Genomic DNA, 18,734 nt, shown 5'->3' with positions numbered 1-18,734 from the left:
GATTCGAAAGGCGAAGCGTGGCCAAGAAGCAAGGTGCCATCGAAATCGAGGGCACCGTGATCGAGTCCCTCCCGAACGCCATGTTCAAGGTGGAGCTCCAGAACGGTCACAAGGTCCTCGCGCACATCTCCGGCAAGATGCGGATGCACTACATCCGAATCCTCCCGGACGACCGGGTCGTCGTGGAGCTCTCTCCGTACGACCTGACGCGTGGCCGGATCGTCTACCGCTACAAGTAGATCTTGCCCGCACCCCGCCTCCGCGCGCGGGTGGTGGCACTGACCCGGAGAACCTCACACCCATGAAGGTCAAGCCGAGCGTCAAGAAGATCTGCGACAAGTGCAAGGTGATCCGCCGTCACGGTCGGGTCATGGTCATCTGCGACAACCTGCGCCACAAGCAGCGCCAGGGCTGACGCACGCCGACCGACCTGCATTTCGCAGTTCTTCGCGCGACGCAAGCAATACGTACATACGCAGAGCCCGCCCAGCCCGCAAGGGTCGGCGGCACCTCCGGCGGGGGCCGGGGACCTGATTCGTACCTCATACGGCGAATGAGGAGCGGCTTTGCGGAAGACCCCCGAACACACAGGAGCCATTGAATGGCACGCGTTTCCGGTGTTGACATCCCGCGCGAAAAGCGTGTGGAGATCGCACTCACCTACGTCTTCGGTATCGGGCGCACCCGGTCCAAGGAGATCCTCGCCTCCACCGGCGTGAACCCGAACACCCGCGTTCGTGACCTGGCCGAAGAGGACCTGGTCAAGATCCGCGAGTACGTGGACGCCAACCTCCAGACCGAGGGTGACCTCCGCCGCGAGATCCAGGGCGACATCCGCCGCAAGATCGAGATCCAGTGCTACCAGGGCATCCGCCACCGTCGTGGCCTGCCCGTGCACGGTCAGCGGACCAGCACGAACGCCCGTACCCGCAAGGGCCCGCGTCGCGCCATCGCCGGCAAGAAGAAGCCGGGCAAGAAGTAGTCCTCAGCGGACGCTTGACCACACGGTCTTCGCTGTAGGACCGACCACCTCCCGTAGGAGATATAGATGCCCCCCAAGGGTCGTCAGGGCGCTGCCAAGAAGGTGCGCCGCAAGGAAAAGAAGAACGTCGCTCACGGCCACGCGCACATCAAGAGCACGTTCAACAACACGATCGTCTCGATCACGGACCCCTCGGGCAACGTGATCTCCTGGGCCTCCGCCGGCCACGTCGGCTTCAAGGGCTCGCGCAAGTCCACCCCGTTCGCCGCGCAGATGGCCGCCGAGTCGGCCGCTCGCCGCGCGCAGGAGCACGGCATGCGCAAGGTCGACGTCTTCGTGAAGGGTCCGGGCTCCGGCCGCGAGACCGCGATCCGCTCCCTCCAGGCCACGGGCCTCGAGGTCGGTTCGATCCAGGACGTCACCCCCACGCCGCACAACGGCTGCCGTCCGCCGAAGCGTCGTCGCGTCTGACGCTCCGCGTCTGATGCGCGACCGGCAACGGTTGTTTTGAGGGTTGGGCGGTACGGCTCTTCGGAGGCGTGCCGCCCGTACCCTTGGTAGTACCTCTGTCGGACGTCAAATAGTGGGCGTCCACAACCGAAGGATTCACACCATGCTGATCGCTCAGCGTCCCTCGCTGACCGAAGAGGTCGTCGACGAATTCCGCTCGCGGTTCGTCATCGAGCCCCTGGAGCCGGGCTTCGGCTACACGCTCGGCAACAGCCTCCGCCGTACGCTCCTCTCCTCGATCCCGGGTGCGGCGGTCACGTCCATCCGCATCGACGGTGTCCTGCACGAGTTCACCACCGTGCCGGGCGTCAAGGAGGACGTCACCGACCTCATCCTGAACATCAAGCAGCTGGTCGTCTCCTCGGAGCACGACGAGCCGGTCGTGATGTACCTGCGCAAGCAGGGTCCCGGCCTGGTCACCGCTGCCGACATCGCCCCGCCGGCCGGCGTCGAGGTGCACAACCCCGACCTGGTGCTCGCCACGCTCAACGGCAAGGGCAAGCTGGAGATGGAGCTGACCGTCGAGCGCGGTCGCGGCTACGTCTCCGCCGTGCAGAACAAGCAGGTGGGCCAGGAGATCGGCCGTATCCCGGTCGACTCCATCTACTCGCCGGTGCTCAAGGTCACGTACAAGGTCGAGGCGACCCGTGTCGAGCAGCGCACCGACTTCGACAAGCTGATCGTCGACGTCGAGACCAAGCAGGCCATGCGCCCGCGTGACGCCATGGCGTCCGCCGGCAAGACCCTGGTCGAGCTGTTCGGTCTGGCGCGCGAGCTCAACATCGACGCCGAGGGCATCGACATGGGCCCGTCCCCGACGGACGCCGCCCTCGCCGCCGACCTGGCGCTGCCGATCGAGGAGCTCGAGCTCACCGTTCGTTCGTACAACTGCCTCAAGCGTGAGGGCATCCACTCCGTGGGTGAGCTCGTGGCGCGCTCCGAGGCCGACCTGCTCGACATCCGCAACTTCGGTGCGAAGTCGATCGACGAGGTCAAGGCGAAGCTGGCCGGCATGGGCCTGGCCCTCAAGGACAGCCCGCCCGGATTCGACCCGACCGCCGCCGCCGACGCCTTCGGCGCCGACGACGACGCGGACGCCGGGTTCGTCGAGACCGAGCAGTACTAAGAGCTCGGGCCTTCCTGGTCCGTACTCGGGTGCGGGTGCGCTGTGCTTGATCGCGCCGCGCGGCGGAGCCGCACATGGACTCCGCCCCCGCGCCCCTTCCGGGCGCCCCCTTCGGGGGGCAGCCCGGATCTCCGACGGGCGACCGCCCGCTCGGACACTGACATCGGTACCTCATACGGCCGGTGCAGATCACAAGGAGAAACACCATGCCGCGTCCCGCCAAGGGTGCCCGCCTCGGTGGCAGCGCCGCTCACGAGCGTCTGCTGCTCGCCAACCTGGCGAAGTCCCTCTTCGAGCACGGCCGCATCACCACGACCGAGGCCAAGGCCCGCCGCCTGCGTCCGGTCGCCGAGCGCCTGATCACCAAGGCGAAGAAGGGCGACATCCACAACCGTCGCCTGGTGCTGCAGACGATCACGGACAAGGGCGTCGTCCACACGCTCTTCACCGAGATCGCCCCGCGCTACTCCGAGCGCCCGGGTGGCTACACCCGTATCACCAAGATCGGCAACCGTCGTGGCGACAACGCCCCGATGGCCGTGATCGAGCTGGTCGAGGGCGAGATCGCCAAGAAGGCGACCGTCGCCGAGGCCGAGGCCGCCGCCAAGCGCGCCGTCAAGGAGGCTGACGAGGCCAAGGTCGAGGAGACCAAGGTCGAGGACGCCGCCGAGGAGTCGAAGGACGCGTAAGCGTTCCGACGAATCTCGTGTGCGGGCCCGTACCCCCAGGGGTACGGGCCCGCTTCCGTGATGTTGAGAGGATGAATCGCGTGAGCGACGACGTGCAGCCCGGTTTCGTACGGATCCGGCTCGACCTTTCCTACGACGGGAAGGACTTCTCCGGCTGGGCCAAGCAGGCCCACGGACAGCGGACCGTCCAGGGCGACATCGAGGACGCCCTGAAGACCGTGACGCGGTCCAAGGAGACGTACGAGCTGACCGTCGCCGGACGCACCGACGCCGGTGTGCATGCCCGCGGCCAGGTCGCCCACGTCGACCTGCCCGTCGAGCTGTGGGCCGAGCACCAGGACAAGCTGCTCAGGCGGCTCGCGGGACGGCTCGCGCACGATGTGCGGGTCTGGCGCCTGACGGAAGCCCCCAGCGGCTTCAACGCGCGGTTCTCGGCCATCTGGCGCCGCTACGCCTACCGCGTCACCGACAACCCCGGCGGCGTCGACCCGCTGCTGCGCGGCCACGTCCTGTGGCACGACTGGGCCCTCGACATGGACGCCATGAACGCCGCCGCCGAGCGGCTCGTCGGCGAGCACGACTTCGCCGCCTACTGCAAGAAGCGCGAGGGCGCCACCACCATCCGTACGCTCCAGGAGCTGCGGTGGGAGCGGCGGCCCGGCGGCATCCTCGAGGCGACCGTCAAGGCGGACGCCTTCTGCCACAACATGGTCCGCTCGCTCGTCGGCGCCCTGCTCTTCGTCGGGGACGGACACCGCCCGGTCGACTGGCCGGGGAAGGTCCTCGCCGCGGGTGTCCGGGACTCGGCCGTGCACGTCGTACGCCCGCACGGGCTCACCCTCGAGGAGGTCGGCTACCCGGCCGACGAGCTCCTGGCCGCCCGGAACCGGGAGGCCAGGAACAAGCGGTCACTCCCCGGGAGCGCCAGCTGCTGCTGACGCCTGGGAGCGGCCCCGTGCGTAGATCTGGTTGAAGGTGAAGGTGCCCAGGTCGTCACTGGCCTGGAAGATCGCCTTGTCGCCCGTGGTGACCTTCTTGCCGTTGGTGAACCCGGCCTGGGTGAAGTACGCGTACCGGCCGATCGAGTTCGCCCGGCGCAGACAGACCGTCGCGCGGCAGAACTCCTTCACACCCGAGCCGGCCAGTGGGGCGATGCCGCCGCTGGCCTGGTTCTTCGCCTTCAGCGCCTCGGCCTCGGTGGAGAACACGGCCACGCCGACGGTGATCGCGACCCCGTCCTTCACATAGGTGGCGCGAATCACACGGTCGCAGCCGTTCTTCTTCAGGACCGAGCCGAGAGCACCCTGCGCAACGCTCGCGCAGTTCGTCGTCGACGAGGTCGCGCCCTTGCTGTACGCGCGGCCGCTCATCGTCAGCTTCTTGCCCGGGAAGAGGCCCTCGGCGCTCAGCGGGGCCTTGTCCTTCTTCTCGTTCGAGATGAAGTCCTTGGGGTTGGGCGGGGGCGGCGGAGCCACGGAGGAGAACGTCGGGGCGGGCGTCGGGCTGCCGCCGGCCGTGGCCGAGTCGGTGGGGGCCACCGTGCCGTTCTTGCCCGTCGTGGGGGTGTCGTTGCCGCTCACGACCGCTGTGGCGACGATCGCGCCGACCGCGACGGTGGCGAGCGCGCCACCGCCGATCATCAGCCAGCGCTTACGCCGCCGGGCGCCCGCGGAGGCGTCGGCGAGGGCGCCCCAGTCCGGTGTCTCCGGCGCCTGCGCCCCAGGAAACGGGTCCTGTGCCCCCGGAAACGGGTTGGGCTGCTGTCCGAACGGCTGCTGCTGTCCCTGCTGCTGTGGCTCCTGTGGCCACTGCGGTCCCCCAAAGCTCATGCCGCGCATCCTAAACCGGTTGGGAGACAGCGGTGCCGGCGGCGACAATGCCCCTCATGGGACATGTCGAGGCCGCGCATCTGGAGTACTACCTTCCCGACGGGAGGGTCCTGCTCGCGGACGCCTCCTTCCGGGTGGGGGAGGGCGCGGTGGTCGCCCTGGTCGGGGCCAACGGCGCCGGGAAGACCACGCTGCTCCGGATGATCTCCGGGGAGCTCCAGCCGCACGCCGGCGCGGTCACCGTGAGCGGCGGGCTCGGCGTGATGCCCCAGTTCGTCGGCTCGGTGAGGGACGAGCGCACGGTCCGTGACCTGCTGGTCTCTGTCGCCCAGCCCCGTATCCGCGAGGCGGCGAAGGCGGTCGACGCCGCCGAGCACCTGATCATGACGGTCGACGACGAGGCCGCGCAGATGGCGTACGCGCAGGCCCTCAGCGACTGGGCCGAGGTCCAGGGGTACGAGGCCGAGACCGTCTGGGACATGTGCACGATGGCGGCGCTGGGTGTGCCGTACGAGAAGGCGCAGTTCCGCGAGGTACGCACGCTCAGTGGCGGCGAGCAGAAGCGCCTGGTCCTGGAGTCGCTGCTGCGCGGCACCGACGAGGTGCTCCTGCTCGACGAGCCGGACAACTATCTGGACGTCCCCGGCAAGCGGTGGCTGGAGGAGCAGCTGCGGGAGACCCGTAAGACCGTGCTCTTCATCTCCCACGACCGGGAGCTGCTCGCCCGGGCCGCGCAGAAGATCATCGCGGTGGAGCCGGGCCCTGCCGGTTCGGACGTCTGGGTGCACGGCGGCGGCTTCGAGACCTTCCACGAGGCGCGGCGGGAGCGCTTCGCCCGCTTCGAGGAGCTGAAGCGGCGCTGGGAGGAGAAGCACGCCCAGCTGAAGAAGCTCGTGGTCAACCTGCGGCAGGCGGCCGCGGTCAGCCACGACATGGCCTCGCGGTACGCGGCCGCGCAGACCCGGCTGCGGAAGTTCGAGGAGGCGGGACCGCCGCCGGAGCCGCCGCGCGAGCAGGACATCAGGATGCGACTGCGTGGCGGCCGGACGGGTGTGCGGGCGGTGACCTGCGAGAACCTCGAGCTGACCGGGCTGATGAAGCCCTTCTCGCTGGAGATCTTCTACGGGGAGCGGGTCGGCGTCCTCGGCTCGAACGGGTCGGGCAAGTCACACTTCCTGCGGCTGCTCGCGGGGGACCCGTCGGTCGCCCACGCGGGTGACTGGAAGCTGGGCGCCCGGGTGGTCCCGGGGCACTTCGCCCAGACCCACGCGCATCCGGAGCTGACCGGGCGGCCGCTGGTCGACATCCTGTGGACGGAGCACGCCAAGGACCGGGGCGGGGCGATGTCGATGCTGCGGCGGTACGAGCTGGAGCGGCAGGGCGACCAGTCGTTCGACAAGCTCTCGGGCGGGCAGCAGGCGCGGTTCCAGATCCTGCTCATGGAGCTGGCGGGCACGACGGCGCTGCTCCTCGACGAGCCGACGGACAACCTGGACCTGGAGTCGGCGGAGGCTCTGCAGGACGGCCTGGAGTCGTACGAGGGGACGGTGCTGGCCGTGACCCACGACCGGTGGTTCGCGAAGTCGTTCGACCGGTTCCTCGTCTTCGGGTCCGACGGAGTGGTGCGGGAGACGACCGAGCCCGTGTGGGACGAGCGGCGGGTCGAGCGGGCGCGCTGACCTGGTCTCTCGCGGCGTTTTGACCCGTCAGGGGTGGCGCGGGTACTGTTGCGGTTTGTTATGCGTATTGGCTTCGCCGTTCTCAGGCGAACGGCCCTTACGCAGGTTCCCTGGAGCAGTTACCAGTGGCTCGCATACGGGCAGTGCCCCGGCAGTGCAGGCCCCAGCTGCATGATCGCTTCAGGTGTGTCTGGACTCCATCCACTGAAGAAGCGAAGGCTACGAAGTGCGTACGTACAGCCCCAAGCCCGGCGATGTGACTCGCCAGTGGCACATCATCGACGCGCAGGACATCGTCCTGGGCCGTCTGGCGACGACGGCTGCGAACCTCCTGCGAGGCAAGCACAAGCCCGTCTACGCGCCCCACATGGACATGGGCGACTTCGTCATCATCATCAACGCTGACAAGGTCCACCTGTCCGGCAACAAGAAGACCCAGAAGCTGGCGTACCGCCACTCCGGCTTCCCGGGTGGTCTGCGCTCCGTCCGTTACGACGAGCTGCTGGACAAGAACCCCGAGAAGGCCGTCGAGAAGGCCATCAAGGGCATGATCCCCAAGAACACCCTGGGCCGTCAGATGCTCTCGAAGCTGAAGGTCTACGCGGGCGAGAACCACCCGCACGCTGCTCAGCAGCCGGTCCCGTTCGAGATCACCCAGGTCGCGCAGTAGTTCCGGCCACACCCCCTAAGAACGAAAGAAATCTGAGGAGAATCGTGGCCGAGACCACTGTTGAGAACCCCATCGAGGGCGAGGAGACCTACGCCGAGGTCACCACCTTCGAGTCCGAGGTCCCCGTCGAGGGCGAGTACACCTCGGAGTCCCTGGCGTCGCGCTTCGGTGACCCGCAGCCGGCCGCCGGCCTGGGTCGTCGCAAGAACGCCATCGCCCGCGTCCGGATCGTTCCGGGCACCGGCAAGTGGAAGATCAACGGGCGTACGCTCGAGGACTACTTCCCGAACAAGGTGCACCAGCAGGAAGTCAACGAGCCCTTCAAGGTGCTCGAGCTCGACAACCGCTACGACGTCATCGCCCGCATCGCGGGTGGCGGTGTCTCCGGTCAGGCCGGCGCCCTGCGCCTCGGTGTGGCCCGTGCGCTGAACGAGGCGGATGTCGAGAACAACCGCCCGGCGCTGAAGAAGGCCGGCTTCCTCTCCCGCGACGACCGTGCGGTCGAGCGCAAGAAGGCCGGTCTCAAGAAGGCCCGTAAGGCCCCGCAGTACAGCAAGCGTTAATCGCCTGCTCGGTCTGCTTTGCACGTACGCCCCGGCGGCACTGCCCGTGCTGCCGGGGCGTACGTTTTTTCCTCCCCCTGGGCCTTTCTGGGCAGCTCTGATGTGAAAACGGGCATCTAGCGCTCAGGGGATCGCAAATTCGGAGCAGTTTCGGAGGACAGCTGTGGGACGACTCTTCGGCACGGACGGTGTGCGCGGTGTTGCCAACGCGGATCTGACGGCGGAGCTCGCGCTCGGTCTGTCGGTCGCCGCGGCGCATGTGCTCGCCGAAGCGGGGACCTTTGAGGGCCATCGGCCGACCGCGGTGGTCGGGCGTGACCCGCGTGCGTCGGGAGAGTTCCTGGAGGCCGCCGTCGTGGCGGGCCTCGCGAGCGCGGGCGTGGACGTCCTGCGTGTCGGCGTGCTGCCCACCCCCGCTGTGGCCCATCTCACCGGAGCGCTCGGCGCCGACCTCGGCGTGATGCTCTCCGCCAGCCACAACGCGATGCCCGACAACGGCATCAAGTTCTTCGCCCGCGGTGGTCACAAGCTCGCCGACGAGCTGGAGGACCGGATCGAGTCCGTCTACGAGGAGCACCGCACCGGTGCCCCGTGGGAGCGGCCGACCGGCGCCGGCGTCGGCCGGGTCCGTGACTACGACGAGGGCTTCGAAACGTACGTCTCCCACCTCCTCGCCGTCCTGCCGAACCGGCTCGACGGGCTGAAGGTCGTCCTCGACGAGGCGCACGGCGCCGCCTCGCACGTCTCGCCCGAGGCGTTCACCCGCGCGGGTGCCCAGGTCGTCACGATCGGTGCGGAGCCGGACGGCCTCAACATCAACGACGGCTGCGGCTCCACCCACCTCGGTCTGCTCAAGGCCGCCGTGGTCGAGCACGGCGCCGACTTCGGCATCGCCCATGACGGCGACGCGGACCGCTGCCTCGCCGTCGACGCGGCCGGCAACGAGATCGACGGCGACCAGATCCTCGCCGTGCTCGCCCTCGCCATGCGCGAGGCCGGGACGCTGCGCGGCGACACCGTTGTCGCGACCGTGATGTCCAACCTCGGCTTCAAGCTGGCGATGGAGCGCGAGGGCCTCCAGCTGGTGCAGACGGCTGTCGGCGACCGGTACGTCCTGGAGTCCATGAAGGAGCACGGCTACGCGCTGGGCGGCGAGCAGTCCGGGCACGTGATCGTGCTCGACCACGCCACCACCGGCGACGGCACGCTGACCGGCCTGATGCTGGCGGCGCGGGTCGCCGCCACCGGCAGGTCGCTCGCGGAGCTGGCCTCCGTCATGGAGCGGCTGCCGCAGGTGCTCGTCAACGTGCCCGACGTGGACAAGTCCCGGGTGAAGACCTCCGGCGAGCTGGCCGCGGCGGTCACCGACGCGGAGCGCGAACTGGGCTCCACCGGCCGTGTGTTGCTCCGCCCCTCGGGCACCGAGCCGCTGGTACGCGTGATGGTCGAGGCCGCCGACATCGAGCAGGCGCGGGCTGTGGCCGGGCGTCTGGCGGACGTGGTGAAGTCCGCGCTGGGCTAGACCTGGGGGTTCGGGCCTGGGGGCTCGGACCTCGGGCCTCGGGCCCCAGAGCATGGGCCTCAGGCTTCAGAGCTCGGGCCTCGGGCCTCGGAGCATGGCCTCAGGCTTCAGTGCTTCCGTGGCGCACCCGGCGGTCGGGTCATCCGACCCCGCTGGGTGCGCCACAGCAGTTTCCAGCCGATGAGCGTGAGCACCCCGGCGATGATGATGCCGGTCAGGTTGAGCAGCAACTGCTCGGCGGAGCCCCACATCTGGGGCAGATCGCCGTAGCTGAGGGCCACGGCGGCGTTCGCGGCCGCCGGGACGGTCGTCACCGAGATCGCCACGCCGACCAGCACCCCCGCCTTCGACGAGGTCAGCGAGACCACTCCGGCCACGCCCGCCAGCAGCGCCACGACGAACGAGAACGGGTCGGGCTGGAAGATGAAGCCCGTGTTCGGGCGCGCCGCGTCGAGCATGCCCTCGTTGAACTGGCCGAGGCCGTCCATCACCAGGCTGAACAGGGTCGTCGCGATGATCGCCGCGGCGAAGCCGACCACCAGGGCGACCGTCGAGCGCCAGACGGCCCTCCCTGAGCGCCGCACCAGGGCCGTACTGATCCCGGCGAGCGGGCCGAACTCGGGGCCGACCGCCATGGCCCCCACGATCAGGATCGCGTTGTCCAGGACCACACCGCAGGCCGCGATCATCGTCGCCACGATCATCAGGGCCGCATAGGTGATCGTGAGGGTGGACTCCTCCTGGGCGGTGTCCGTGAGCTGCTCCCAGATCACGGCGTCCGCCGCCTCGCCCGGCGCCTCCTTCTCCGCCAGCTCGGCCCGCTCCGAGAGCGAGAGATCGATGTGCGCGACCGCGACCGAACCGACCTTGTCGATGCCCAACTCCCGCAGTCCGTGCAGGAGTTCGTCGCCGGCCTCGCGGGCGACGTCGCACATCACGATGTCACCGGCGGGATCGCGGGCGGCACCCTCGAGCACTGCCAGATGGGTGGTGCCCACGGTCGTGTCGATCAGATGGAGAACCTCTTCCGTCCGCGCGGAAGGAGTGATGATCCGCAGATGCAGCATGGCCGCACCCTATGGGCTTCAGAGCTTACGGAGACTCAGACGCTGCACCTTGTGGTCCGGTCCCTTGCGCACGACGAGAGTCGCCCGGCCGCGCGTCGGAGCCACATTCTCCAGCAGGTTCACCTTGTTGATGGTCCGCCACATCGTGCGGGCGTAGTCCAGGGCCTCCTCCTCGGAGACCTGGGTGTAGCGCTGGAAGTACGAGTACGGATTCTGGAACGCCGTGTCGCGCAGCTTGCGGAAGCGGTTGAGGTACCACCGCTCGATGTCCTCGGGCCGCGCGTCGACGTACACCGAGAAGTCGAAGTAGTCGGCGAGACCGACGCGCGTACGGCCGTCCTTGCCGGGCAGTGCCGGCTGGAGGACGTTGAGCCCCTCGACGATCAGGATGTCGGGACGGCGGACGACGAGCTGCTCGCCGGGCACGATGTCGTAGATCAGGTGGGAGTAGACCGGGGCGGTGACCTCGTCCTTGCCGGCCTTGATGTCGGCGACGAACCGGGTCAGCGCCCGGCGGTCGTACGACTCCGGGAAGCCCTTGCGGGACGTCAGCCCGCGCGCCTTCAGCTCCTCCATCGGATAGAGGAAGCCGTCGGTGGTGACGAGCTCCACGCGCGGGTGCTCCGGCCAGCGCGCGAGCAGCGCCTGGAGGAGACGGGCCACGGTGGACTTGCCCACGGCGACGGAACCGGCGACCCCTATGACGAAGGGCGTCCCGCGCTGCTCGGCCCGCTCCCCGAGGAACGTGTTGAGCGCCCCGCGCAGTCCGCTGGTGGCCTGGACGTACAGATTGAGCAGGCGGGAGAGCGGCAGATAGATGTCCCGCACCTCGTCGAGGTCGATGACGTCCCCGAGGCCGCGCAGCCGCTCGACCTCGTCGGCGGAGAGCGGCAGCGGCGTCTTGTCACGCAGCGCGCTCCACTCGCCCCGGGTGAGGTCGACGTACGGCGTGGCCTCGGCCCGGCGCTGGCCGTTGCCGTTCCCCTTGGGGTGGGGGCTTCGTGGCGGCGAAGTGATCACCCCGCCATTGTCGTGGGTCGGGGGCGGTTGTGGGTGGTGGGCTCGGTCACGCGGAAAACCTGTTGTCCGACCCTTGCACTACCGTGATCATGCAGGTTGCCGCGTGGGGTGGACTTACGCGGGGGGAGCCGCCCATGAGGGCGGCACAAGGGAACAGAAGGTCACATCCGAATGCGTACGTCCGTGAGAACCGCCGCCGCCGTTGCTTCCGCCGCCTCTCTCGCGCTGCTGCTCACCGCCTGTGGTGGGGACGGTAAGGGCGAGGAGAAGGGCAAGGACGCCGCCAAGCCGTCCGCCACCTCCGCCGCCCCCGCGGCCAAGGCGCTGTCCGCCGCCGAGCTGGAGAAGCTCGTCGTCGAGCAGGCCGACCTCAAGGGGCACAAGGTGCAGAAGGCGGAGGCCGGGGACGTCGTCAAGTCGAGTGACGTCGCCACCGACAAGGCCGCCTGCAAGCCGATCGCCGACGCCATGTCCTTCATCGCGCCCGGCAGCCCCGCCGCGACCGTGCAGCGCAAGGCCGTCGCCATTCCGGAGAAGAACGCGACGCAGGATCCGACGGAGGCCGCTCTCGGGGCGCTCGGTGCCCCGGTCACCGCCGTGACCCTCGGCTCGTACGACGGCGCCGGTGCGCAGGACGCCCTCGCCCTGGTGAAGACGGCCGGCACCGAGTGCGCGGGCGGCTTCACGGTCAAGGGCGGCGGGGAGGAGACCAAGGTCTCCAAGGTCGCCCCGGACACCGTGACCGCCGGCGAGGAGGCCGTCGCCTTCACCGTCACCTCCGACATGGAGGGCGAGCCGTTCGTCAGCAAGCTGGTCGTCTTCCGCAAGGGCAACAACCTTGCCGCTCTCACCACCATCAGCCTCGCCGGTGAGGTCAAGGAGCAGCCGAAGGTCATCATCGACGCGCAGGCGACCAAGCTGGGCTGAGTCCGGCCGTGCGGCGGCCTTCGGCAGCAGCTGCCCAAGAGCTGGCCGATGGACGCCGCCGATCAGAGATGAGAGTTGAACCGTGAGATCCCTTGCCCTTCGTCGTTCCTCCGGCGCCGCCACCGCCTTGTCCTTGGCTCTGGTTGTCACCGGCTGTGGTGGTGCGGAGGGAGAGCGCGCGGGCAAGGGGAAGGACGCTCCCAAGGCGTCCGCCTCCGCCGCGCCTACGACCAAGGCGCTGTCCGTCGCCGAGCTGGAGAAGCTGATCGTTGAGCAGGCCGACCTCAAGGGTTACGACGTCGAGGACGCCGGGCCTGCCGATTTCGCGTCCGCCCGCCTGTTCTCCACCGCTCCGGCCATCTGTAAGCCGATTTTCGACTCCATCTCGTTCATCCCGCCCGGCAACCCCACCGCGTCCGCGCGACGCAGGGTGATCGCCCTGCCGAGGGGGAACTCCACGGCCACTCCCGAAGGGGCCGTTCTCGAGCTCGGTGCGCCGATGACCGGCGTGATGCTCGGCTCGTACGAAGGCAACGGTGCGCAGGACGTGTTCGCCTCGCTGAAGAAGGCCGGCACGGAGTGCGCGGGGGGCTTCACCACGAGCGGCGGTGGCGTGGAGAGCAGGATGGGCAAGATCGCCGCGGAGCCCGTGTCCGCCGGTGAGGAGGCCCTCGCTCTCACTGTCTCCTCCGATACGGAGAGCGAGCAGGCCAAGCTCGTCTTCTTCCGTAAGGGCAACGTGCTCGCGGCCTTCTGCATCTTCGGCGTCTCCAGCGAGGTCAAGGAGCAGCCGAAGGTCATCATCGACGCGCAGGCGACCAAGCTGGGCTGAGTCCGGCCGTGCGGCGGCCTTCGGTCGTAGGCTGCCGCCATGTGCGGAATCGTGGGATACGTCGGCGGGCAGTCGGCGCTTGATGTGGTGATCGCGGGCCTCAAGCGGCTCGAGTACCGGGGCTACGACTCGGCCGGCGTCGCGGTGCTGTCCGACGGGGGACTGGCCGCGGCGAAGAAGGCGGGCAAGCTCGTCAATCTGGAGAAGGAGCTGGTGGACCGGCCGCTGTCGAGCGGTTCCACCGGTATCGGACACACCCGCTGGGCCACCCATGGCGGACCGACCGACGTCAACGCGCACCCGCATCTCGACAACGCGGGGCGCGTGGCCGTCGTCCACAACGGGATCATCGAGAACTTCGCCGCCCTGAGGACCGAGCTGGAGGAGCGCGGCCACGACCTCGCGTCCGAGACGGACACCGAGGTCGTGGCCCATCTGCTCGCCGAGGAGTTCTCCTCCTGCGGGGACCTCGCCGAGGCGATGCGGCTGGTGTGCCGTCGGCTCGACGGCGCGTTCACGCTGGTCGCCGTGCACGCCGACCAGCCGGACGTCGTGGTCGGCGCCCGGCGGAACTCGCCGCTGGTGGTGGGCGTGGGCGAGGGCGAGTACTTCCTCGCCTCCGACGTGTCCGCCTTCATCGCGCACACCCGGTCCGCGATCGAGCTGGGGCAGGACCAGGTCGTCGAGCTCTCCCGGGAGGGCGTCGAGGTCACCGACTTCGGCGGCGCCCCGGCCGACGTGCGGGCGTACCACGTGGACTGGGACGCCTCGGCCGCCGAGAAGGGCGGCTACGACTACTTCATGCTCAAGGAGATCGCCGAGCAGCCCAAGGCGGTCGCCGACACCCTCCTCGGGCGGATCGACGCCGAGGGGCGTCTCAAGCTCGACGAGGTGCGCATCCCGGACGCGGTGCTGCGCGAGGCCGACAAGATCGTCATCATCGCCTGCGGCACGGCCTTCCACGCCGGAATGATCGCGAAGTACGCCATCGAGCACTGGACCAGGATCCCCTGCGAGGTGGAGCTGGCGAGCGAGTTCCGCTACCGCGATCCGATCCTCGGCCAGCGCACGTTGGTCATCGCGATCTCCCAGTCCGGCGAGACGATGGACACCCTGATGGCGCTGCGGCACGCGCGCGAGCAGGGCGCCAAGGTGCTCGCCGTCTGCAACACGAACGGGTCGACGATCCCTCGGGAGTCCGACGCCGTTCTCTACACGCACGCGGGGCCCGAAGTCGCCGTCGCGTCGACGAAGGCGTTCCTGACGCAGCTCGTCGCCTGCTACCTGCTGGCGCTGTACCTGGGCCAGGTGCGCGGGACGAAGTGGGGCGACGAGATCCACGCCGTGGTGCGGGAGCTCGCCCGTATCGCCGACGAGGTCGAGCGGGTCCTGGAGACGATGGAGCCGGTGCGCGCGCTGGCCCGTTCGCTCGCCGACAAGAACACGGTGCTCTTCCTCGGCCGGCACGTCGGCTACCCGGTGGCCCTGGAGGGCGCGCTGAAGCTGAAGGAACTGGCGTACATGCACGCCGAGGGATTCGCGGCGGGCGAGCTGAAGCACGGGCCGATCGCGCTCATCGAGGAGGACCTGCCGGTGGTGGTCGTCGTGCCCTCGCCGCGCGGTCGGTCCGTCCTGCACGACAAGATCGTCTCCAACATCCAGGAGATCCGGGCGCGCGGGGCGCGGACGATCGTGATCGCGGAGGAGGGCGACGAGACGGTCGTCCCGTACGCCGACCATCTCATCCGCATCCCGGCAACGCCTACGCTGCTCCAGCCGCTGGTCTCCACCGTGCCGCTGCAGGTCTTCGCCTGCGAACTGGCGACGGCGCGCGGCAACGAGGTGGACCAGCCGCGCAACCTGGCGAAATCTGTGACCGTGGAGTGAGCGCATGATCATCGGGGTGGGGATCGACGTGGCGGAGATCGACCGCTTTGCCGCGTCGATCGAACGGACGCCTGGGCTGCTCCAGCGCCTCTTCGTGGAGCGCGAGCAGCTGCTTCCGAGCGGTGAGCGGCGCGGGGTCGCCTCCCTCGCCGTGCGGTTCGCCGCGAAGGAGGCGCTGGCCAAGGCGCTCGGCGCGCCGGCCGGTCTGCACTGGACCGACGCCGAGGTGTACGTCGAGGGCAGCGGGCAGCCGCGGCTGCGGGTGAGCGGCACGGTGGCGGCGCGGGCGGCCGAGCTGGGCGTGAAGCGCTGGCACGTGTCGCTGAGCCACGACGCGGGGGTGGCCTCGGCGGTGGTGATCGCGGAGGGGTAGGACCGGTTGCGTGGGTGAGCCCCGTGGCCCGGCCGATCGCGGCCGGACCACGGGGCTCCGCGCATCCCGGGGGAGGTCGGGTTCGCGCGTTCTTCGGGGCGCGCCCAGACCCGCGTTCCGGTCGAAGGGGCGTCAACCCTCACTTCCGGGCGGTGGCTTCAGGTGTGCGCGGCTTGAGGTGCGCCGCTCGAGGCGTGCGGCAGACTGCGGGGCATGCGTACCGCTTACCGCGTGGAGACCGTACGGGCCGCCGAGGCCGAGCTGATGGCGAGGCTGCCCGAGGACGCGCTCATGCAACGGGCCGCGGCGGGGCTCGCCGCCGCCTGTTTCTCGCTGCTCGGTCGCGGTCATGTGTACGGGGCGAGGGTCGTCCTGCTCGTCGGCAGCGGGGACAACGGGGGCGACGCGCTCTACGCGGGCGCGCGGCTCGTGCGCCGCGGGGCGGGTGTGACGGCCGTCCTGCTGGGCTCACGGGCTCACGAGCGCGGTCTCGCGGCCCTGCTGGCGGCCGGCGGGCGGGTGACGGAGGACCCGTACGAGGCGCTGGCCGCGGCCGATCTCGTACTCGACGGGATCACCGGCATCGGTGGGCGCGGCGGACTGCGGCCGGACGCCGTGCCGGTCGCGCGGGCGGCGCGCGGCTCGGACGCGGCCGTGGTCGCCGTCGACCTGCCGAGCGGGGTGGACGCGGACTCGGGGGCGGTCGCGGGGGAGGCGCTGCGGGCGGACGCGACGGTGACGTTCGGGACGTACAAGCCGGGCCTGCTGATCGACCCGGCACGGGAGTACGCGGGGGCGCTGCGGCTCGTGGACATCGGTCTCGGGGAGTTCCTGCCGTCCGTGCCGGAGCTCCAGGCGCTCCAACACGAGGACGTGGCGGGGATGTTGCCCGTCCCCGGCGCGGAGAGCGACAAGTACCGGCGGGGTGTGGTGGGCGTGGTCGCCGGCTCCGCGCGGTACCCCGGCGCGGCGGTGCTGGCGGTGGCCGGCGCGCTGCGGGGCGGCGCGGGGGCGGTGCGGTACGTGGGGCCGGCGGCCGACGCGGTGATCGCGCGCTTCCCGGAGACGCTGGTGCACTCGGGGCCGCCTGCGAAGGCGGGGCGCGTGCAGGCCTGGGTCGTCGGGCCGGGGCTCGGTGACGGGCCCGGTGTGGCGGACGCCCTGGCCTCGGACGTACCCGTCCTGGTGGACGCGGACGGGCTGCGGGAGCTGGACGCGTCCGCGGTGCGTGGGCGTACGGCCCCCACGCTGCTCACCCCGCACGCGGGGGAGGCGGCGGCGCTGCTCGGCGTCGCGCGGGAGGCGGTGGAGTCGGAACGGCTGTCGGCGGTACGGGAGCTGGCGGCGCGGTTCGGGGCGACCGTGCTCCTGAAGGGGTCGACGACGCTGGTGGCGGAGGGTTCGGGGCCCGTCCGGGTGAACCCGACCGGGACGTCGTGGCTGGCGACGGCGGGCAGCGGGGACGTCCTGTCGGGCCTGGCGGGCTCCCTGCTCGCGGCGGGCCTGCGCGCCCTGGACGCGGGCTCGGTGGCCGCCTACCTCCACGGCCTGGCGGCCCGGCGCGCATCGGGCGGCGCGCCGATCGCGGCCGGGGACGTGGCGGCGGCCCTCCCGGAGGCGTGGCGGGACGTGATGGCGTAAGGCCGGCCCGGCGGGGGACGTGGCGGGACGTGATGGCGTAGGCGTGCCCTTGGCGGGCACGCGCAGGGGTGAGCTTGCCGGAGGCGTGGCGGGACGTGATGGCGTAACCGGCTCGGCGGGGGACGTGGCGGGGCGCGTGGCCCGGGACTCACCGGGGCCCTCGCTCTCCCGACACGCGGCGCGGCGCCCCTCCCCGGCAGTGGCCTGGGACGTCCCGGAGCCGACACCTGAGAGACTGGGCGCGATGACTGAGACACCGCCGCCCCGCAGAGCCCGCGCCGAGATCGACCTCGGTGCGCTGCGTGCGAACGTCCGCACGCTGCGTGCCCGCGTCGCGCCCCACGTCCAGGTGATGGCCGTGGTCAAGGCGGACGCGTACGGACACGGCGCGATCCGCTGCGCCCGTGCCGCCCTCGAAGCGGGCGCCGACTGGCTCGGCACCGCGACCCCGCACGAGGCGCTCGCCCTGCGCGCCGCCGGCATCACGGACGCACGGATCCTGTGCTGGCTCTGGACCCCCGGCGACCCCTGGGCCGAGGGCATCGAGGCCGGCCTCGACATGACCGTGAGCGGAAAGTGGGCCCTCGACGAGGTCCTGGAAGCGGCCCGCGACACGGGCAAGCAGGCGCGCATCCAGCTCAAGGCCGACACCGGCCTCGGCCGCAACGGCTGCCAGCCCGCCGACTGGCCCCAGCTCGTCGGCGAGGCCCTGAAGGCCGAGAAGGACGGGCTGGTGACGATCACCGGCCTCTGGTCGCACCTCGCCTGCGCCGACGAGCCCGGCCACCCCTCCATCGCCTCCCAGCTCGACGTCTTCCGCTCGATGCTCGACTACGCGGAGAAGGCCGGCGTCGAGCCCGAGGTGCGGCACCTCGCCAACTCCCCGGCGACCCTCACGCTCCCCGAGACCCACTTCGACCTCGTACGGCCCGGCATCGCCATGTACGGCGTCTCGCCCAGCCCCGAGATCGGCACCTCCGCCGACTTCGGGCTGCGCCCCGTGATGACGCTCAAGGCGAGCGTCGCGCTCGTCAAGCAGGTCCCCGAAGGCCATGGCGTCAGCTACGGCCACCACTACGTCACCGGCCGCGAGACCACCCTCGGTCTCGTACCCGTCGGGTACGCCGACGGCATTCCGCGCCACGCCTCCGGCCGCGGGCCCGTCCTCGTCGGAGACAAGGTCCGCACCGTCGCCGGCCGGGTCGCCATGGACCAGTTCGTCGTCGATCTCGGCGGCGACGAGCCCGCCCCCGGCACCGAGGCCGTGCTCTTCGGGCCGGGCGACCGGGGCGAGCCCACCGCCCAGGACTGGGCCGAGGCCGCCGACACCATCGCGTACGAGATCGTCACCCGCATCGGAGCGCGCGTCCCGCGCGTCTATGTGAACGAGTAAGCACCGACCGACCAGGGACCAGGG

General features: G+C 70.3%; 20 protein-coding genes. 17 read left to right on the top strand and 3 right to left on the bottom strand.

Translation table 11 applies throughout. The annotated features are described in order from the left end of the window. Positions 1–17 precede the first annotated feature (17 nt). The 7 genes from infA to truA all read left to right on the top strand — a co-directional run bounded on the left by infA (position 18) and on the right by truA (position 4,245). Positions 18–239, top strand: a complete 222-nt coding sequence (gene infA, locus ACZ561_RS16745; RefSeq protein ID WP_003956442.1) for a translation initiation factor IF-1 — start codon at positions 18–20, stop codon at positions 237–239. A 62-nt stretch (positions 240–301) separates the two neighbouring features. After that, entirely contained in the window at positions 302–415 is a 114-nt protein-coding gene (gene rpmJ, locus ACZ561_RS16740; RefSeq protein WP_003956441.1) for a 50S ribosomal protein L36, read from the top strand. A 186-nt stretch (positions 416–601) separates the two neighbouring features. Then, the gene (gene rpsM / locus ACZ561_RS16735) at positions 602–982 is read left to right on the top strand and encodes a 30S ribosomal protein S13 (protein ID WP_005313488.1); all 381 of its coding nucleotides are present in this window, start codon (positions 602–604) and stop codon (positions 980–982) included. Positions 983–1,048: 66 nt separating this feature from the next. Further along, complete coding sequence (gene rpsK / locus ACZ561_RS16730; RefSeq protein WP_003956432.1) at positions 1,049–1,453, top strand: 30S ribosomal protein S11; 405 nt, start codon at positions 1,049–1,051, stop codon at positions 1,451–1,453. Between the two features lie 142 nt (positions 1,454–1,595). Then, a complete protein-coding gene (locus ACZ561_RS16725; RefSeq protein WP_003966937.1) occupies positions 1,596–2,618 on the top strand; it encodes a DNA-directed RNA polymerase subunit alpha in 1,023 nt (340 codons plus the stop codon). 206 nt (positions 2,619–2,824) lie between these two features. Continuing rightward, entirely contained in the window at positions 2,825–3,307 is a 483-nt protein-coding gene (gene rplQ, locus ACZ561_RS16720) for a 50S ribosomal protein L17 (RefSeq protein ID WP_361859328.1), read from the top strand. Between the two features lie 80 nt (positions 3,308–3,387). Then, positions 3,388–4,245: a tRNA pseudouridine(38-40) synthase TruA gene (truA, locus tag ACZ561_RS16715; RefSeq protein ID WP_470995191.1), complete on the top strand. Its 858-nt coding sequence runs from the start codon at positions 3,388–3,390 to the stop codon at positions 4,243–4,245. On the opposite strand, the gene ACZ561_RS16710 is transcribed toward truA, so the two are convergent. Next, the gene (locus ACZ561_RS16710; protein WP_470995188.1) at positions 4,216–5,136 is read right to left on the bottom strand and encodes a hypothetical protein; all 921 of its coding nucleotides are present in this window, start codon (positions 5,134–5,136) and stop codon (positions 4,216–4,218) included. The two genes, truA and ACZ561_RS16710, sit on opposite strands and share 30 nt — an antisense overlap. Before the next feature lie 47 nt (positions 5,137–5,183). Here ACZ561_RS16710 and ACZ561_RS16705 point away from each other — a divergent pair, with 47 nt between their 5' ends. The 4 genes from ACZ561_RS16705 (at position 5,184) to glmM (ending at position 9,570) form a co-directional block, all read left to right on the top strand. Continuing rightward, the gene (locus ACZ561_RS16705) at positions 5,184–6,815 is read left to right on the top strand and encodes an ABC-F family ATP-binding cassette domain-containing protein (protein WP_470995896.1); all 1,632 of its coding nucleotides are present in this window, start codon (positions 5,184–5,186) and stop codon (positions 6,813–6,815) included. Between the two features lie 226 nt (positions 6,816–7,041). Further along, entirely contained in the window at positions 7,042–7,485 is a 444-nt protein-coding gene (gene rplM / locus ACZ561_RS16700; protein ID WP_055641831.1) for a 50S ribosomal protein L13, read from the top strand. A gap of 44 nt (positions 7,486–7,529) precedes the next feature. Further along, positions 7,530–8,048: a 30S ribosomal protein S9 gene (rpsI, locus tag ACZ561_RS16695; protein ID WP_315891611.1), complete on the top strand. Its 519-nt coding sequence runs from the start codon at positions 7,530–7,532 to the stop codon at positions 8,046–8,048. A gap of 163 nt (positions 8,049–8,211) precedes the next feature. Next, a complete protein-coding gene (gene glmM, locus ACZ561_RS16690; protein WP_470995183.1) occupies positions 8,212–9,570 on the top strand; it encodes a phosphoglucosamine mutase in 1,359 nt (452 codons plus the stop codon). A 107-nt stretch (positions 9,571–9,677) separates the two neighbouring features. Here glmM and ACZ561_RS16685 read toward each other — a convergent pair whose 3' ends face one another. After that, positions 9,678–10,637 (bottom strand): DUF389 domain-containing protein, encoded by a 960-nt coding sequence (locus tag ACZ561_RS16685; protein WP_470995180.1) that lies wholly within the window; start codon positions 10,635–10,637, stop codon positions 9,678–9,680. Positions 10,638–10,655: 18 nt separating this feature from the next. Next, complete coding sequence (gene coaA, locus ACZ561_RS16680) at positions 10,656–11,657, bottom strand: type I pantothenate kinase (RefSeq protein ID WP_470995177.1); 1,002 nt, start codon at positions 11,655–11,657, stop codon at positions 10,656–10,658. A 171-nt stretch (positions 11,658–11,828) separates the two neighbouring features. On the opposite strand from coaA, the gene ACZ561_RS16675 reads away from it, so the two are divergent. The 6 genes from ACZ561_RS16675 (at position 11,829) to alr (ending at position 18,710) form a co-directional block, all read left to right on the top strand. Beyond that, complete coding sequence (locus tag ACZ561_RS16675) at positions 11,829–12,584, top strand: hypothetical protein (protein WP_470995174.1); 756 nt, start codon at positions 11,829–11,831, stop codon at positions 12,582–12,584. Between the two features lie 133 nt (positions 12,585–12,717). After that, the gene (locus ACZ561_RS16670; RefSeq protein ID WP_470995171.1) at positions 12,718–13,416 is read left to right on the top strand and encodes a hypothetical protein; all 699 of its coding nucleotides are present in this window, start codon (positions 12,718–12,720) and stop codon (positions 13,414–13,416) included. A 39-nt stretch (positions 13,417–13,455) separates the two neighbouring features. Beyond that, complete coding sequence (gene glmS, locus ACZ561_RS16665) at positions 13,456–15,303, top strand: glutamine--fructose-6-phosphate transaminase (isomerizing) (protein ID WP_470995168.1); 1,848 nt, start codon at positions 13,456–13,458, stop codon at positions 15,301–15,303. Positions 15,304–15,307: 4 nt separating this feature from the next. After that, on the top strand, positions 15,308–15,676 hold the full coding sequence (locus tag ACZ561_RS16660) for a holo-ACP synthase (protein WP_376436494.1): 369 nt from the start codon (positions 15,308–15,310) through the stop codon (positions 15,674–15,676). Between the two features lie 213 nt (positions 15,677–15,889). Beyond that, positions 15,890–17,317, top strand: coding sequence for an NAD(P)H-hydrate dehydratase (locus tag ACZ561_RS16655; protein ID WP_470995165.1), 1,428 nt, complete (start codon positions 15,890–15,892; stop codon positions 17,315–17,317). A gap of 244 nt (positions 17,318–17,561) precedes the next feature. After that, the gene (alr, locus tag ACZ561_RS16650) at positions 17,562–18,710 is read left to right on the top strand and encodes an alanine racemase (RefSeq protein ID WP_470995163.1); all 1,149 of its coding nucleotides are present in this window, start codon (positions 17,562–17,564) and stop codon (positions 18,708–18,710) included. Positions 18,711–18,734: the final 24 nt, after the last annotated feature.

This window comes from Streptomyces sp. NPDC039609 (assembly GCF_055596705.1).
Note: the sequence above shows the minus strand (reverse complement) of the source record. Positions and strands in the feature narration are given on the sequence as shown.